We start from the raw sequence: 16,147 nt of genomic DNA on the forward strand, positions 1-16,147 counted from the left end.
CCGGGTTAAAAGGTCAAAACCTGGTCAGCGGGAAGAACAGCTTCTTTCCAGAAGGCCTCGGCGGTTTGCACTTCATCTAATTCCGGAATGAGTTCTTCGACATTCACTCCAAAATATTTCAGAGAATCTCTACACACCGAAAATTTGACGTTTCCCTTTTCTTTAGAGGTCTGCATCATTTTTGGGAGGTCCGTTTTGTCCTCTTTTTTCAAGAGATCACGCACAAAGCCTTCCCGTCCTTTAAAATCCGAGGACATGGTCAGCTCTTTGATTTTGTCCTTGGTCATTCGGCCTGCGGCTTCGTCACGGAAATACCCACTCACTTCCATGCCGCTGGCGGCTGCCAGGGCTATCCACTCACAGGCTTGAAACAAGTTGTTCCATCCCCCTTTGGTAATAATGACGGCAATTTTTTTCACTGATGGTCTCCGATAGTTGCTTGATTGAGGAAAATGAATGTAAAGTCATGAACGACGAAATGGTCACTTGGCCGGATTATCGATGAAGTCCACATTCGGTTTTCTCCGAACTTTTCCATCGTCCGGAGCGTGGGTCTTCTCCCGGCATGACGGGCGCGGTGCAATGGGTACATCCAATACTGGGATAATGCCGATCATGCAAGGCATTGTACGGAACGTCATTCATGCGAATGTATTCCCAGACCTGTTCCCATGACCAGGTGGCTAAGGGGTTAAATTTTACAAGGCCAAATTTGGTATCCCACTCAATGATGCCGGCGTTGGCGCGAGTGGGTGATTGATCACGCCGGATTCCCGTCATCCACGCGGCATACTTTGCCAGGATGCGAGTGAGGGGCTCAACCTTTCGCAGTGAGCAGCATTGGTCGGGCTCCCGTTGCCATAAGGCTTCCCCAAACTGTGTCGCTTGTTCGGAAGGACTGAGTGTTGATTTAACCTGGATAATCTGATCATCCTGTAATTGATAATGTTGAATGATTCGATCCCGAACAGCATGGGTTTCAGGAAATAAAAAATCGGTATCTAAATAAAAGAGTGTGCTGCCTGGATTTGAGCGGAACATCATATCGGCCAGGACGACATCCTCGGCCCCAAAACTACAGGCCAGAATAACCGTTCCCCCATATTCCGCGATCGCGGTCTCGACAATCTGTCGAGGCGCCTGACCTTCCATGGATCGATTGACCGCGACGAGTTCTTCAGGAGTTGGATGGGTATTGAGGAAAAGAGCCATGGCGTTCTACAGTTCCACTTTCTCCACTACCACCCGGAAGTGCTGCTCGTCGGCGTCCATGGGTTCCTGTTCGAGCACGTTGTGCCCATCGTTTCGAAGACTGACCGGGACGTTGCGAATAGGATCGCCGCCGTCCAACCATACTTCCAACTGGTCACCGTGGTCCATCATTTCTAATTTGAGCTTGGTTTTCACGTAATTCATGGGACATGCCACGCCCCGGAGGTCGTAAACGGGCACACCTGATGGGGAGGATGTCTTTTCAGGTGGCGTGGTTGCCTCCTTGGTTAATTCAGTGGGCTTTTGTCCCAGTTCAGCGGGAGCCAGCTTGAGGTCCTGACCGATTTGGTCTGAGACGGTCCGGCAGAGGTCCACAAAACCTTTGGTAAACGCGATTTTTCCTTGTGTCAGGTCAGCCGAGGCGTCCTTGTTCCCCAGATCGCCCACTATAGAGGCCAGATTATGGTATTCCGCAGGCATGAGCCCTTTGGCCACGATCAACTTGTTAAATTCGGCTAAGGTGTCGGCATCGGTATTCGGATCGATTCCTTCTGTGACAAGGATGGCTTTCGCTCCTGCCACCACGGCTCGATAAGCCTTGTTAATGGCAAACGCGTATTGGTGTTTTTCAGCCAAAATGCGTGCTTGGTACAGTTCCTGTTCCGCTTCAAGAATCCGATTGTCGATCATTTCCAATGCCCCACCCGCACATTCACCAGGTCCGAGGTCCTCAACCGAAAATTCCTCGTCGCCTTCCCAGTCAACATAGAATTGTGGATCCTCTTGATAGGTGGGAAGGATGGTGTAGGGGATCAGTTCATCTTTCAGTTTGATTTTTCCGGTGCGGTCAATAAAACCTAATAATGACTCCCCATTATTTTTGTCCCGGCGATAGAGATCGAGAAGATGCTGGACTGCAGCGGGAACGTTTTTCGCAGGAACCTTCACAATGAGTTGGCCAATTTTGGCTGTGCCGTTGACCCGTCCCCCAAGGTGCAGTTCGTACACTGGCGCGACATGGTCTCCAATACGTTTGCCGACTCCATGTAAGCCGATCGTGGCGATATGATGTTGCGCGCAGGAATTGTGGCAGCCACTGATTTTCACGTTCACCCCTTCCAAATCCTCAGCGATTTTCCCGGCAGGGAATACTTCTGCCAGTGCTCGTGCCAGTCCTTTAGAAGAGGTGATTCCCAGTCCGCAGGTGTCGGTCCCCGGGCAGGAAACGATATCGGCGACTCCCTCAGCTCCAGGGTCCCCCAATCCATGAGCGACTAATTCGTCATAGAAGTGCCGGAGGCGAATATCGGGAACCCAACGTACCATAATGTTCTGATTGATGGTGGTACGAAGGTTTCCGTTTGCATACCGTTCGGTGAGCTCAGCCAGCGCAAACATTTGCTCAGATGTGATATCACCCGAGGGGAGTCTCACCGCCGCTGTTCTAAATCCTGTCTGGCGTTGAGTGATCACATTTGTCGCGCACCAATGATCGTACGCTTCTTGAGATGCGGGATCTCCATTGATGGATGAGCCCTGCAGTTGGCTGTGTCCATTGCCTTGGTGGGATGTGCCGTTTCCGGGTTTCGTCGGCATTATTAAGGGAGGATCATCAGGATACGGGGCCGTTTCCAATCCAAATTTGGTGGCGCCGGATTGCAACATGGCATCGTAGGTCTCTTTCCATCGTTTGGAAAATTCCTCGAACCCTAGCTTGTCAACGACAAATTTCATGCGGGCTTTGCTTCGATTTTTCCGATTGCCTAAATTATCAAACACCTTGAGCATGGCCTCGGTGGCGGGAATCAACTCTTCCATGGGAACAAATTCATGTAGCACTTTGGCGAGGCGCGGAGTGGACCCCAACCCGCCTCCGACGACCATTTTGAACCCCGGAACCCCCTCAGAATTGCGAGCAGCCAGAAGCCCGACATCGTGGATGGGGGTTAAGGCGCAGTCTTGCTTGCAGCCGGAAAACGCAATTTTGAACTTGCGAGGGAGGCTTTGGTTGAGCGGGTTTCGTAATAGATGATAGGCCACGGTTTTTGCATACGGTGTCACGTCAAACACTTCGCCAGGACACACCCCTGCCAAGGCACAGGCTGTGACATTTCGCACGGTATTGGCACAGGCTTCCCGGGTGGTGAGTCCAACTTCCGCCAGTTTTCGCATGATGGTGCCAACGTGGCGGAGGGGAACAAAGTGCAGTTGAATGTCCTGCCGCGTGGTGACATGTCCCACGCCGGTCGCGAAGGTATCCGCAATGTCAGCCACTTGGCGTAGTTGATTTGCGTTAAGGCCGCCAAAGGGAATCTTAATCCGGACCATTTGGACATCAGGCTGTCGCTGACCATAAATGCCGTATTGGAGTCGAAACGGTTTAAATACGTCGGATGGAGTGTCACCTGATTGGAGGCGATTCACCTCATCCTCGAATGTTTCTATTTCCTCAAGAATCTCCTGGGGTATCGGAGCCGTGTGAATAGGAGGGTGGCTGGTGACTGGTGAGGTGCTCATGATAATTCTCCAAATCCTGTATTCGGATCAAAATTTTCTATAAGTTGCTGAGATTGCACCGATCTGTTCGACCTTGGTACTGATGAATCTTTTGCCAAAACTAAATATGATACATCACGCAACGCTGGGTTTCGAGCGTTTGATACTGTTCAACCAATTTTTGTAACGAAATGCCCCGAAGGACTGCCTGCTCCGCCTCTTGAACCTGTTGCCAAATATTTGAAAGTAAGACGTTGTGAGCTTGTCGGCTTTCTGAATGACCATTGGCGTGTCCTTGTTGAAGCAATGGTTCTGTCGCCCATCCATTCATTGAATTCACTAAATCCGCCAGGGAAATTTGATTGGGGTGTTGAGCCAGGGTATACCCTCCTTGTGCTCCTCGCAGACTTCTAATAATCCCAGCTTGTTTCAAGTGCTGAAGAATTTGCTCAATAAAACGAGAGGGTATCCCCTGTCGTTGAGCGATGATTTTTGCCTGAAGCGGAATGGATCTGTCCTGTCTTGCTAGCTCGATTGTGGCCAAAATCCCATAGGTGACTTTGATGGGGAACTTGTTCATTTTCAATTCATACTAAAACGATAGGAATAATATGCAATATAAAAGGCGCAGAAAACATTTGTCAAGAACTGTGAGCCGTACTTTTTCTCTCAAAAAATGCATGGGATTAAAAATGGGTATGGACGATTGCCTCCTGGACGGATCTGTCATCAGGAGTCCATGGAATCAATCAAACGAAAAGCTGAACAACAATCGAATGGTCTCTAAATATTGGTGAAAAATGGGCCGATACCTGACTGGGAACGTATTATGAAAAGCAACGGTTGCAACCTTTCGGAGCTGTGAGGACCATTGAGATGAAAGATATTGCTGATCTGCTTGAAGAAGTTCAGTCCATCGTCCAGGCGATGCGGGGAGAGAAGATGATGCTAGAGGAACGACTGAAAAAATTGGAGGATGATGTCTCAACGATGGAGAAAACGAAAGAGGCTATGACTCGCGAACTAAGCGAAACGAAGGAAAAACTGGGACGGGAACTACAAGCTACTAAGAAAAAATTGGACCAGGTGCATCCGGAAATACAAAGTTTGCAAGATGAACTTCAGAATGTCGAAGTACAGAATAATCTTCTGGTTATGGATCTCAAACAAAAAGACGAGGAAATAAAAATATTAGAATTGCGCCTTCAAGGATACACTTCGTTGACTTCTCCCCCTTTTCGAATTGAAGAACCCATCGGTTAAGCCCTAGGGAATGCCTTCCACTTTAAATCCCCTGGCGACGGGATGAGGTCTTTAATTCCGATCAAGAGTTTGTCCCTTCCTGGATCGAATTCGTAACTCCAGCCAGTTTTCTTCTTCCTGTTATTATGGTGTCTTTAGAGGACCGGCAAGTGTGGGGAAGCTCCTCTACTTAGTCACGTTCCAATAAGGTGTGTGAGACAAAAATGGAAATACGCGTAGAGTTGAAATCACAATTCTGAGCGTTGTGATGTCAGGATTCGTTGAGGGAAGAGCAATTCATCCCCATGCTCGACCTTACGCCAGGATAATTCGATATTTCCGGATTGCCTCAACTCCTTTTGCCATTTTTTCGCGGGGTACACCCAATACTCGGTCTTTTAGGTGTGATTCTGACGGAGAGGGGAGATTGTCGAATCTGGTGTCTGGGCATTACCTACGTGGCGACCGGGTCCCTGGCTTCCTGTTCAATTCCATCAACAAAATGAGTTCTCTTCATGACTTTGGCTAGCTGTTTTAATCCGCGCAAGCGTCCCTCTGTCTTTTCACCACATTATCTTGAACAACATGTGAATCATCCCGTCACGGGCGAGGTAGTTGCTCGTTTGCTTCGTCCGATGCCGGATTGGCCCGAAGACCGATTCAATTGGGTTCATGGTTCGCAGGCTCTGCTAGTGATGAGAGGAAAAGGCATAGAATCCCAGTAATGCCTCCCGATTTTTCTCTAGGGACGGGGTCGCTTTTGAAAATTTCGGTTCATAGTTCTTCTGAAAACGGTTTATGGCCTGTGCTCTGAGTCGGTTTTGGTCTCGGCCCTCAAATGTCCTGTAGCGTTTGTTCTTCCGTATGTACGGTTTTGGGTAGGGTATTCAAGCCATTTTATGTGTCTTATGGACAACAGCGTTGCGACCGAGTGGTGGGATAGGGTTATTCCACGCCAGTCCTAACCTTCAGGGATCCATCATCCACGGCGACTGCCTGGTCATTCAACCCCTGGGCCTAAATGCATCAGAACGTCTAGCCAACTCTGCGTGGATACACGATTGCCATCTCAAATTGCCAAGAAGTGTTTCTCGCCATGGGCGTTGACGCCAATCGTCAACCAGACACAAAGTCGCTGCTGCTCAGCTCGAATCTTCCTGCCAATGCCACCTACCCAAACATACACTCACTACTCGGCCTCGGGGTGCCGATGCTGCCAGGCCTCATACTCCGCCCTCGATTACCCGCGCGACGGAGCTTTCAGTGAGACTCTTACCATCATGCCCCACCAATTGCTTCCAGGGCCCTCTGCATCTCCTAGGTCGGGTGTGAGCCATTGAGAACCAAGACACCCAGCCCTTGCCATTTTGCTGCTTGGCATACGCAACAAACAGTTTAGCCATCTTGGCTTCGCACAATTGGGAAATGAGCTGTCGGGTGGCAAGGTCGCATCATTTCTTCAGCGCCTCCCTGGGGCCTCGAACTTTATGATCCGTTTTGTTACTCTTTGTCATCGGGGTGTCTCTCCTTTCTGTTTGAGGTGCGAATGTTAGGGGACACCCATTTCAACGCGAAACGCCGCGACTTTCAACTCACCGCAACCCCTACCTTCAAGGATAGAACCTTTTATTCGACAAGCATCTTCAAAAATTAACCTGTCTTAATCTCAGTGGTTTAATATACTTATGATAGAAAAATTTGATCTGATTATAGTCGGTACAGGTTTCGCTTCATCATTTTTTTTAGATGCTTACCTTGCCAAAGCCAATCCAACCACACGCATTTTAGTCTTGGAACGAGGGCGATTAGATACCCATGCTTGGCAAGTAAAGAATCGACGTAATACGAGCCAAGATCAAAATGACACCTTTATAAATAAACATCCACAAAAGAAGTGGATATTCACGCCAAGTTTTGGTGGTGGTTCGAATTGTTGGTGGGGCGTAACGCCAAGGATGATGCCCAATGATTTTCGGATGCAGTCTGTCTACGGGGTGAGTGTTGATTGGCCTATAAGCTATGAGGAACTAGAGGCATTTTACGCTCAAACCGAAGAAATTATGTCTATTTCTGGCCCTGACGATGGGTCACCCTTTCCCCGAAGCACACCCTACCCCCAACCTCCACATCGCTTTACAGACCCAGATAAAGTTTTGAAGGAGGCCTATCCTGATCTCTTTTTCCATTTACCCACCGCACGTGCCAGCAAATCTACTCCTAATCGTCCCCGGTGTTGCGCTACCGGTGTCTGTAATTTATGTCCAATCAATGCGAAATTCACGATCCTCAATGAAATGAATCATCTGTATGAGGATTCTAGGGTTACCTTAATTCTAGAAGCAACTGTCCAAACCGTTGAAACAAAGGGGGGCGTAGCAACTGGAGTAAGTTACCTCAAAGATGGCGTGGTATCTCAAGCAGGGGCAGAAATAGTTGTGTTAGGGGGTAATGCGATATTCAATCCGCATATTTTACACAGATCAAATATCAGACACCCACTTCTTGGGAAATATCTAGATGAACAAATAGCCTTAAAGGTATCAATTGATTTGCATGGTCTCAATAACTTCCAGGGAAGTACCAGCAATACCGGACATGGGTATATGCTGTATGACGGAGAGCATAGAAGGGAACACGCAGGTTGCTTAATAGAGACGTGGAATACACCCAATGATCTTCGTGTTGAGCAAGGGAAATGGCAACAAAGATTGATATTGCGGGTCATCTATGAAAATCTGCCCCGGCAACAAAACTATGTTAAATATGATCAAGATAATCCTGACTTACCAGAGACCGTTTACACTGGTCCTTCTGACTATGCCCTAAAAGGTATGGAAAAGTTGCCATCCATTCTGCCGGGATTATTAGGTCCGCTTCCAGTTGAAAATGTACTTATTAGCGATAGGCCACATTCAACGGAGGCGCACATACTAGGCACAACTGTAATGGGTCATGATCCCCAAACGAGTGTAATTGATAAGCATCTAATCCATCACCAAGTTAGGAACTTGTTGGTTTTGGGTAGCGGGGCCTTCCCAACTGTCGCTCCAGCTAATCCTACATTGACTATATCTGCACTATCGCTTTGGGCAGCTCATCATTTACTGAATTAAGGTAGGTAAATTATGGGGAAAAAGATAAGTCGTCGGACTTTTATTTTATCTGCGTTGGCTTCCGGACTATTATCCTCTCTTGGAGGCTGGTGGATTATTAAGGTGCCAAACAATGTGGATATGATAGAGGGTCTTGTTCGTAAGAAACTAAACTATCTTCAAATTGAAGAAGCCGGCTTAAATGCCTTTGCTAAAGATATTGCTAAAGAAGGATACAGGGCCTCAAGGAAACTAATAATAATTAGCCAGTTATTTATTCACACAAATTTACTCGATTCAATGAGTAGAATGAATGATCTTGGAGACCGCTTTGCAAAACGCTTTTTGCTTTCAAGTGATTTTTTCTGGTATGGGTCCGATGTGACGCGTGTGGTTAAATATCTTGGATTTTACGATCCATATGTTAAGCCATGTCGTAATCCTTTTGCTAAATTTAATTGAAAGGGGCTTTCTTTAAAATTCTAGAAAGAGATAGTCTAAGCCACCTATATCTGTACCAGTTCCTGTAGTGTGCGTGTTCTGGCTGAGCCGCCCAGAAAATTAAGCTAAACTTGTGTCACCCTCGAAATTCGTGGTTCGTATAAATGCCCGTTCACCGAAACAGGATCGTATGTGAACAGGACGCCCCCCGCTGATTGTGACCATTCAAAAATGTAACACGCTTGCCCCGCCCGCCCGGATTATCCTGGCTGTGGGAAAGGACAGTCGAATACGGATGGCACTCGTGCTCTGCAGATCACACCCCAAATCATCCGCAAATGCCTTCAGCACTTTCTGACTGCCCGGCTCGATGGCTTTGTTGATGCGTGGCGCCAATGCCAGACGCGATTCGTCCGTGAGCAAGGATTCGAAGCATGTTGCCTGTTTCCTTGAAAAAATAGAGGAATGGAACCTGTCAACCATTGTACAATGGGCTCTCATCACCAGGGAGATGACGAGAATCTCCTGGATTGAGGAAGGGTAGTTTCGTCCAGCGAAAGAATTGACACGCCACGTTTTACTTACTTGTCATCAGAGGAGGATTCTATGGCATCCAAAGCGAAAAAAGCCCAGCCTAAGAAAAAGGGCCCGTTACCATCAAAACCGACAAAACCAAAGGTTGCTGCAAAAAAGAAGGCCACTCCCAAGCCTTCCTCATCAACCGGCCATGGGGTGGCTTCAACATCTCGAAAAACTTCAACAACGGTCAAAAAGGCATCCGCCCCTAAAACGAAAAAGCCCGCTCAGGTGAGTCCTCGTATCGTTTCTTCGCGTGAGTTACAGGTTGGTGATCCTGCTCCAGCCTTCTCCCTTCCCGATGACACGGGAAACATTGTGAACTCATCTGAACTTCGAGGGAAAAAAGTGGTCGTGTATTTCTATCCGAAAGATGACACGCCCGGATGTACGACAGAAGCCTGTTCCTTTCGGGATGGTATTCAGGAATTGAGAAAGAGCGGGGCAGTCGTGTTCGGAGTGAGTGCCGATTCAGTCTCGTCCCACCGGAAGTTTTCCGATAAATTTCAACTTAATTTTCCCTTATTGAGTGATGAGTCCAAGGCCATGATCCAGGCCTATGGCGTGTGGAAGGAGAAATCAATGTATGGCCGAAAATATATGGGGATTGAACGAACAACGGTGGTGATTGATGAAGACGGGACCATTAGGAACATATTTCCTAAGGTCAAAGTGAACGGGCATTTTTCGGAAGTGCTTGAATCCCTTAGATAGTGTTGCCCGGAGAACCATGACAGGTAAGGGAAAACCTTCTACCCATTCTGCTCGTGAGCGTCGCCAATTTGAGAAAACGTCTCTTCCCCGAAGATGGCATTCGCATTAAGGTAATATTTGAATTCAAGCAGATTATGCGAAGGATCCTCTAGAAAAAACGTTAAATGTTCGAGAGGAGTGCCAGAAAAACGTCGACTGGGCTCACGAAAAAATATGAGGCTATTCGTGTGGGCCCGATTCCGGAGTTCATTCCACTCCTCTTCTGTCTGGCAGATTAACCCGAAATGGCGGGGGTAGATGCTCGTTTGTTGGGGGCCAAGGTCCTTGGTCACATGGGCGACAATTTGGTGTCCGTGAAAATTCAATGTGATGGCGACGGAAGACTGGCGGCCCACGCCGCATCCTAAGCCTTGCGCGTAAAACTCTTTCGTGGATTCAATATCCTTGACCGGAATAGAGAGATGAAAGGTAGAAGAAGACATAGTATAGATTCCTTTACGAATTATCGCATGTTTTGAATGATCAATGAAAATCTGTTGCAATTTTTCGATAAACGGCTAGGGTTGAGCGTTTCAAAAACAAAGGAGCTTTAAGCAACCCTTCAGGGAAAACGGCTTTTTACAACAGGTTTGCCGCGGCCGTTCCAATACCCGGCGCTCATCCATGGGGTGGTATGTCGAATCGCAAACCTGCCAGTGCGGTCGAGGATGAGGCATCCGGCCTCCCCCTGTATTCGGCTGACGAGCGCCTTGAGTGCGTAGTTGGCAGCTTTTAAGGGCGTCCAGCCGAGCCCGAGCAGGATGGCCATATGTTTGGCCATACCGGCACGTATGATGGATTCTCCTAAGCCGGTCATGGAAATGGCCCCGGCGGTATCATCGGCATACACTCCCGCACCGATTAAGGGGGTATCCCCAACCCGGCCAGGTAACATGACCGCCACTCCCCCTGTTGATGCCCCTGCGGCAAGATGGCCGGCACGGTCCATGGCGACCGCACCTACGGTGTCATACAATCCTAACTGGCGGTAAAGAGCTTGGGATTTAGTATTCAGGGTGTTTCGTGAATTTCGTTTGTTCATCAGTGGAGTCGAACTCTTCCGATGGACCAATCGGGCAAGACCGAAATGCCGAGCCAATCGATTCGCATGCCGGCCTACGATTAATACATGATCGGTATCGGCCATAATTCGTCGCGCGGCGCAAATTGGATGGAGATATCCTTCCAACCCGGCCACAGCACCAGCCGATAAGGATTGCCCTTCCATAATCGATGCGTCCATCCGTTGAAATCCGTCGAGTTGTCGAAGCGATCCTCGCCCGGCATTAAACAATCCGGACTTTTCGAGATAGCAGATCATACTTTCTACAGCATCCAGGGGTGAATGCCCTGTTTTGAGGCATTCGTATCCTCCTATGAGTGCCTCTGTGAGGCACATGGACTGACTGGGGGTCGGTTGTCGGGAACCTGCACCCCCATGGATCAGGACCCTCGGTATGGGAATAGGTGTTGACCTAGGCAAAGTGCGAAGGGATTAAGAAAAACGGGCGAGGTGAATCGTATTTTTTTTCATAATCAAACGGATTGTTCAGTTTGTATTTTGTCATAGGAGGTGTACCTGTTGCCACCTTGGGTTTTAGAATAATAGACGGCTTCATCTGCGGCATGGAGCAAGTCGGTGACCGTGGGATAGGGGTGATCCGGCGTGTGCGTCGCGATGCCAAGAGAAATGGTGACGATGAGTTTGTCTCCGGCTATGTCATGGGTGGTGCCCCGAAATGCGGAGAGGATTCTCTCGCACACCATGACGGCGGTGGCTGAGGAGGCTTTTGGCAGGATGAGCACGAACTCTTCTCCTCCGTAGCGTCCGACCGAATCGGTCGTGCGAAGCTTCGACTGTAAGAGATGGGCGGTAGATTGAAGAACCCCATCCCCTGCCTGATGACCATAGGTATCATTGACGGATTTAAATTTATCAAGGTCCCCAAAAACCAGGGTCAGACATTCTTGGTTGACGAGAGCATGCTCAAAAGAGGCTTTTAAGTATTTGTCCAAGTAGGCTCTTGCCAATGCCCCGGTGAGGGGATCATGACGGTGGATTTCTTCCAAATTGTGGAACTTGGCTTCCATGGCGGCATTATTTTGTTGGAGCTCCTGAACTTCCTTAAGAGTCTGAAGGCTTCTGAGAAGAAGTGCCTCCCGGGCTTTTTCCAGAATGGCTTGAGGTTCGGTCCATGGTTGTAAGTCAGTCCGGAATATTTTCTCTGTTTCCGGAAGAAGCCCTTGTGTTGTTTCCAATACTTCCATGAGCTCTGCTGGATTGAGATTCAGCGAAGTCTGGGCATTCTCTCTGACCTCTTGTATATAGGCGCTTTGAGAGTCGCGTAAAAAAATTTCCGCAATTTTCCCCGACAGAGACACACAATGGACAAATTTTGCAAGTTCATCTCCCTGGGGAATGCGAGAGGGGTCATCGCTACCGGCCACGGCCAATCGGAGGCGATCGGGAAAATTCCACTGCGTCAGGAGCCAACTCCCCACGGCGGCATGATTGACTCCCAGGCATTGGTATTCATGGGAAATGATTCTGGCATGGGATGTCTGATCCAGGTTAGGGGGATTATAGAGGTCATGGAACACCTGATCGAGGGCGAGCATTCCCAGATCTTGCATGAGACTCGAAAGATATAACTCTTCAATTTCAACTAACCCACAGGCCGCTCCAAGAGCCCGGCTGGCTGTTCCTGCCAAAAGCGCACGTTTCCAATACAGTCCATAATCCAAGCCAGTTCCGCGACTGGTTTGCAGCGATTTCATTAATGAAAAGGACAAGGCAAGTGAAATAGTCGCGTTGAGACCCAGGACCAGGACTGCTTGATGAAGGCTTTCAACTTTTTTGCAGTATGGGTATAAGGGAGAATTGGCGATTCGTAGAATTTTACTGGCCAGCGCCGGGTCACAATTGAGAATTCTGATAATGCTGTGGAGGTCGGTTTCAGGTTCGTTGGCTAAGTTGATAATTTGTACGGCGACGTGTGTTGGGCTGGGAAGACTAGGGCAGGATTGTAGTTTCTTTTTCAGTTCGGGTGTCATAAAAGACTCAGGGTCAGAAGACCTTCGCGAGTGCCTCGAAAGACTCGGCATCTTGGGCTGTTCTAATGCTCAAATGCCCGGATCCACGAACACGAGGATATATCCGTGATGTTTTCTGATTATGGACATTTCGGCATATTGTTTTGCCATCTGAATAGGCATGACATGATAAGGCCTTTCTCTCCTTTTGATTCGTAGGCGATCGTCCTGATTTCCTGAATCGAAGCGAGAAAACGGGTTTAAGAAAGCCCAAGTGAAAAGCATGATCCCTCGATTATGAAGTTGATGTTCCGTAACATTGATGTTGACTGGATTATTTTTGTTGATCTTGCAAAATCTGTGGATGATGAGACGGCCCTCCCGGATAATCTGGTGAGGTAGCGAATAGAGTCCTCCGGGTGGGGGTCGGGAGCTAAGGGAACTGTTTGGAGGAAGAGTGTTTAGTGGAAAAGGTGGCTTTGTGCTTGGTTCAGGCTAGGATCTTGAAAACGGTCAAGGTCCAATCGGACAAAGCCTAGGCCCGCGACACAAAGTTCAAAATTTGTTGAAAGCGTTTGAAAGAGCGCTGGTGGATTTTTGCCCTGTGGATCTTGATGGGTAGCGACAATGCTGTAGGAGCGTTTGCCGGCTTTGACGTAATCCACCAAAAAGTCTTTGTGGTGAATAAGTCCGGAGCATTTTATTCGTTTGCAATATTCGGGGAAGAGTCCGGCGAGGAACAGGGTCAGGTCCCCGATGTGACGATGAATATCCCGCTCTTTTTCGGCAGAAGACTGTTGGCTATGGGATTCGGCCGCATACAGGAGTTCTACTACTGTTTCAACGGGTTCTCCCTCATGGTCTTTGATACGGGCGAGTTGATCGATATGGATAAATTCGAGGAGCAGGTTTGAAACGTATTCCGTTACTTGAAAATCCGGCCATCCCAATGCTTCGGAAAAGTTTCGTTCTGTCAACCGGCCAAATAACTGTCTTAGAGGATGTTGTTCAGGGATTGGTGTCATAGATGCCCTTCCCTCTCTTTCCACCGAATGTCCCTTCGTCAGGGTGTGTCGGTTTCTATGTATGTCTATCGGCCTGATGTAAAAGGTTCTTAACCTTTTTTACTCCTTTGCCTACCCTGCTGTCCAGGATGAGGGTCATTGGACCATCATTGTCCAGTGCCACGACCATCGTCGCACCAAATTTCCCTGCTTGTACCGATAAGCCAAGAGCCAGGAATTGTTCGAGTGTTTCCTGGTATCGCATGCGTGCTTCTTCCGGAGGTGCTGCCAATTCAAAGCTTGGACGTCGTCCCTTTTCGGTATTGGCCAGTAAGGTGAATTGAGAGACTAGAAGGAGTTCACCATTGATGTCTTGAAGCGCATCAGTCATTTTCCCTTGTGTGTCAGGAAAAATTCGTAGTCGAGGAATTTTCTCGACCATGAAGGTCACGTCTTGACCGGTATCGCCTTGGGCTACCCCTAATAGAATGACGAGCCCACGGTTGATGTGGGCGATGACTTGGTTTTCAACCGTAACTGAAGCCTGTCTGACGCGTTGAATGACGGCAATCATGAAACCCTTTCGTGTGATATCGCCTATCTCAAGCCCAGCGGTCATAAGGACGGTAGGCGTGTCAGTTTGAATGCTTATGTTGTGGTAGATGGTTTTCGTATTTTTCGTCGCAACATGAGCTTCAGGTGCGTAAGTTCCTCCGACTTGAATGCGTGGTGAACGGAAAAATATCCAATCGTGCTTGCCGCAAGTGCCAGACTCAACCAGGCAATTTTTTCTAGGCTCTGTCCTGTTGTCTGCCATAGCGGAAATCCTGCAATCCAGGCGGAAACGGCAATGAGAGGGACAAGGGCTATGGCTGTGCGTACCAGAGATAGTCCGAGTGTCTTCCATAGTAATCCCTGAAGCCGATTCCCTAGAATAGTGAGTAAAATGAGTGTGTTTCCCATTGCAGCTAATGCGGTGGCCAGGGCTAATCCGGTGTGTTGGAGCCATTGCATAAGCCATATTGACAGCACAATATTGAGGATAACCGAAACCACAGCCACAATGGCCGGGGTCTTCGTATCTTGAAGGGAATAAAACGCGGTTGCCAGAATTCGATAGCTGGCGAACGCCCACAATCCAATTGAAAACCCAAAAAGTGCCGAAGCGGTTCCAACTGTATCTATAGCCGAAAAGGCACCATGCTCAAAAAATACATGAATAATCGGTATACGCAACATCATCAGCCCAACCATTGATGGAAGGATGATAAATAGCACCATGCGTAAGCCAAAATTCACCGTTTCCCGAAGTTCATGAATGGCCCCACGGGCTGCTTGGCCGGATAGGGTGGGCAAGATGGCTGTGGCCATTGCCACACCAAATATCCCTAATGGGAATTGAATGAGGCGCATCCCATAAAACAGATACGTGGGGCCTCCTTGAAAATACGATGCTAAAATCGTGCTGACGGTGAGATTGATTTGGGTCACAGCTAATCCCAGCAAGGAAGGAATGAGCAGTAACCCCATTCGTTTCACTCCGGGATGCCGCGGATGAAAATTCCAGTACAATGGGAAACCCTGTTTGTGCAAACTGGGTAATTGCATCAGGAATTGAGCGAGCCCTCCCACTACAATGCCTATGGCTACAGCCAGAATCGCCTGATCAAATAACGGCGAAATGGCCACTGCAAAAAAAATGACACAAAGATTGAAAAAGACAGGAGCCAAGGCAGGAACGGCGAATGAATGGAGGGAATTGAGTATCCCCATGGCTAGGGCCGCTAGGCTTACGAACAGTAAGTAGGGGAACATGATCTGCGTGAGGAGCGTGGTTGTGGCAAGTTGATTCGCTTGACCATGGAGGCCTGGTGCCAGAATCCAGACGAGATTTGGGGCGGCAACGATGCCCATTAAGGTGACAAAGGTCACGAGCGTCAGGAGTGTGGTGAATGCTGCGCTGGCTAACTCCCAGGTTTCCTGCTTGGAGCGGGTCGAATGATATTCGGTGAAAATCGGGATAAAGGCGGAAGACATGGACCCTTCCGCAAAAAGTTCTCGCAACAAATTGGGAATTCGATACGCGATGTAAAAGGCGTCTGCTGAAGCGTTGGCGCCAAACAAATTGGCGAGAATGACATCTCGGATAAATCCGAGAATCCGACTGCAGAAAGTGGCTACGCCGATCAGCCCGGCCGCACGACTAATCCGACTGGTCTCTCCGTGAGGAGAAGACGGGACTGATGGAGGTTGAGCTGATTGGGACATCCGAATAGGAATAATACCGGAAAGGGTTGA

At 48.6% G+C, this 16,147-nt stretch carries 16 protein-coding genes; 5 read left to right on the forward strand and 11 right to left on the reverse strand.

Going from position 1 to position 16,147, the window contains the following annotated elements:
* Positions 1-5: 5 nt before the first annotated feature.
* The 4 genes from PJI16_06000 to PJI16_06015 all read right to left on the reverse strand — a co-directional run bounded on the left by PJI16_06000 (position 6) and on the right by PJI16_06015 (position 4,288).
* On the reverse strand, positions 6-419 hold the full coding sequence (locus tag PJI16_06000) for a DsrE/DsrF/DrsH-like family protein (GenBank protein MDT3777105.1): 414 nt from the start codon (positions 417-419) through the stop codon (positions 6-8).
* A 76-nt stretch (positions 420-495) separates the two neighbouring features.
* A complete protein-coding gene (locus PJI16_06005) occupies positions 496-1,212 on the reverse strand; it encodes a phosphoadenylyl-sulfate reductase (protein MDT3777106.1) in 717 nt (238 codons plus the stop codon).
* Between the two features lie 6 nt (positions 1,213-1,218).
* Positions 1,219-3,729 carry a sulfurtransferase TusA family protein gene (locus PJI16_06010; GenBank protein MDT3777107.1) on the reverse strand — a complete coding sequence of 837 codons (2,511 nt, stop codon included), beginning with the start codon at positions 3,727-3,729 and terminating at the stop codon, positions 1,219-1,221.
* Positions 3,730-3,829: 100 nt separating this feature from the next.
* Positions 3,830-4,288 (reverse strand): Rrf2 family transcriptional regulator, encoded by a 459-nt coding sequence (locus PJI16_06015; protein ID MDT3777108.1) that lies wholly within the window; start codon positions 4,286-4,288, stop codon positions 3,830-3,832.
* Between the two features lie 296 nt (positions 4,289-4,584).
* Here PJI16_06015 and PJI16_06020 point away from each other — a divergent pair, with 296 nt between their 5' ends.
* The 4 genes from PJI16_06020 (at position 4,585) to PJI16_06035 (ending at position 8,504) form a co-directional block, all read left to right on the forward strand.
* Positions 4,585-4,971 carry a hypothetical protein gene (locus PJI16_06020; GenBank protein ID MDT3777109.1) on the forward strand — a complete coding sequence of 129 codons (387 nt, stop codon included), beginning with the start codon at positions 4,585-4,587 and terminating at the stop codon, positions 4,969-4,971.
* A 494-nt stretch (positions 4,972-5,465) separates the two neighbouring features.
* On the forward strand, positions 5,466-5,675 hold the full coding sequence (locus PJI16_06025) for a hypothetical protein (GenBank protein MDT3777110.1): 210 nt from the start codon (positions 5,466-5,468) through the stop codon (positions 5,673-5,675).
* Positions 5,676-6,635: 960 nt separating this feature from the next.
* Positions 6,636-8,063, forward strand: a complete 1,428-nt coding sequence (locus PJI16_06030) for a GMC family oxidoreductase (GenBank protein MDT3777111.1) — start codon at positions 6,636-6,638, stop codon at positions 8,061-8,063.
* Between the two features lie 12 nt (positions 8,064-8,075).
* Positions 8,076-8,504 (forward strand): hypothetical protein, encoded by a 429-nt coding sequence (locus PJI16_06035; protein ID MDT3777112.1) that lies wholly within the window; start codon positions 8,076-8,078, stop codon positions 8,502-8,504.
* 204 nt (positions 8,505-8,708) lie between these two features.
* On the opposite strand, the gene PJI16_06040 is transcribed toward PJI16_06035, so the two are convergent.
* The gene (locus PJI16_06040) at positions 8,709-8,966 is read right to left on the reverse strand and encodes a hypothetical protein (protein ID MDT3777113.1); all 258 of its coding nucleotides are present in this window, start codon (positions 8,964-8,966) and stop codon (positions 8,709-8,711) included.
* A 336-nt stretch (positions 8,967-9,302) separates the two neighbouring features.
* On the opposite strand from PJI16_06040, the gene bcp reads away from it, so the two are divergent.
* Positions 9,303-9,773 (forward strand): thioredoxin-dependent thiol peroxidase, encoded by a 471-nt coding sequence (bcp, locus tag PJI16_06045; GenBank protein ID MDT3777114.1) that lies wholly within the window; start codon positions 9,303-9,305, stop codon positions 9,771-9,773.
* 38 nt (positions 9,774-9,811) lie between these two features.
* Here the strand turns inward: bcp and PJI16_06050 are convergent, their stop codons facing one another.
* From PJI16_06050 to murJ, 6 genes are all read right to left on the reverse strand, one after another.
* Positions 9,812-10,255 carry a VOC family protein gene (locus PJI16_06050; GenBank protein ID MDT3777115.1) on the reverse strand — a complete coding sequence of 148 codons (444 nt, stop codon included), beginning with the start codon at positions 10,253-10,255 and terminating at the stop codon, positions 9,812-9,814.
* Between the two features lie 119 nt (positions 10,256-10,374).
* Positions 10,375-11,295: an isoaspartyl peptidase/L-asparaginase family protein gene (locus PJI16_06055; GenBank protein ID MDT3777116.1), complete on the reverse strand. Its 921-nt coding sequence runs from the start codon at positions 11,293-11,295 to the stop codon at positions 10,375-10,377.
* 53 nt (positions 11,296-11,348) lie between these two features.
* On the reverse strand, positions 11,349-12,866 hold the full coding sequence (locus PJI16_06060) for a GGDEF domain-containing protein (GenBank protein MDT3777117.1): 1,518 nt from the start codon (positions 12,864-12,866) through the stop codon (positions 11,349-11,351).
* Positions 12,867-13,306: 440 nt separating this feature from the next.
* Positions 13,307-13,870: a hypothetical protein gene (locus PJI16_06065; protein MDT3777118.1), complete on the reverse strand. Its 564-nt coding sequence runs from the start codon at positions 13,868-13,870 to the stop codon at positions 13,307-13,309.
* Between the two features lie 55 nt (positions 13,871-13,925).
* On the reverse strand, positions 13,926-14,423 hold the full coding sequence (dtd, locus tag PJI16_06070) for a D-aminoacyl-tRNA deacylase (GenBank protein MDT3777119.1): 498 nt from the start codon (positions 14,421-14,423) through the stop codon (positions 13,926-13,928).
* Positions 14,424-14,497: 74 nt separating this feature from the next.
* Positions 14,498-16,117, reverse strand: a complete 1,620-nt coding sequence (gene murJ / locus PJI16_06075) for a murein biosynthesis integral membrane protein MurJ (protein ID MDT3777120.1) — start codon at positions 16,115-16,117, stop codon at positions 14,498-14,500.
* Positions 16,118-16,147 lie beyond the last annotated feature (30 nt).

Origin of the sequence: Nitrospira sp. MA-1, assembly GCA_032139905.1 — a bacterium.
GTDB lineage: Bacteria > Nitrospirota > Nitrospiria > Nitrospirales > UBA8639 > Nitrospira_E.